Annotated in this window: 2 rRNA genes; both read left to right on the forward strand. The window is 44.4% G+C overall.

Going from position 1 to position 682, the window contains the following annotated elements:
* Nucleotides 1-193, forward strand: a 16S ribosomal RNA gene (locus tag L1D50_RS23220); the annotation flags it as partial.
* Between the two features lie 261 nt (nucleotides 194-454).
* A 23S ribosomal RNA gene (locus L1D50_RS23225) occupies nucleotides 455-682 on the forward strand; the annotation flags it as partial.

A 682-nucleotide genomic window follows, 5' to 3' on the forward strand; every position in this document is an offset into this window, starting at 1 on the left:
CGCGCAAATCAGAATGTTGCGGTGAATACGTTCCCGGGCCTTGTACACACCGCCCGTCACACCATGGGAGTGGGTTGCTCCAGAAGTGGATAGTCTAACCTTCGGGGGGACGTTCACCACGGAGTGATTCATGACTGGGGTGAAGTCGTAACAAGGTAGCCCTAGGGGAACCTGGGGCTGGATCACCTCCTTATACGATTTAGAACTTATTTGTTCGAAGTGTCCACACAGATGATTGTTGCTTGGCCTGATGGCTAAGTGATATTGCTCTTTAAAAATTTGGAAAAGCTGAAAAATTAAATTCTGATAGATAACRWAAAGTTATTTATCGAGTTTTCGAAAGAAAATGCCGATTAATCATTTCGATGATTAATTAGCGTCTACTTTAGTATTCAATATTAACTTCTGGCGAAGTTAAACTGTCTTTGACGATACAAACCATTTTGGGTTGTATGGTTAAGTGACTAAGCGTACACGGTGGATGCCTTGGCAGTTGGAGGCGATGAAGGACGTACTAACTTGCGATAAGCCTAGTCAAGCCAGTAAGAGGCGCTTGAGACTAGGATTTCCGAATGGGGAAACCCACCTGCTTGCAGGTATCGTTAACTGAATACATAGGTTAACGAGGCGAACGCGGAGAACTGAAACATCTAAGTACCCGTAGGAAAAGAAATCAACCGAG

This window comes from Pseudoalteromonas sp. Isolate6 (genome assembly GCF_022398435.1).
Lineage (GTDB): Bacteria > Pseudomonadota > Gammaproteobacteria > Enterobacterales > Alteromonadaceae > Pseudoalteromonas > Pseudoalteromonas galatheae.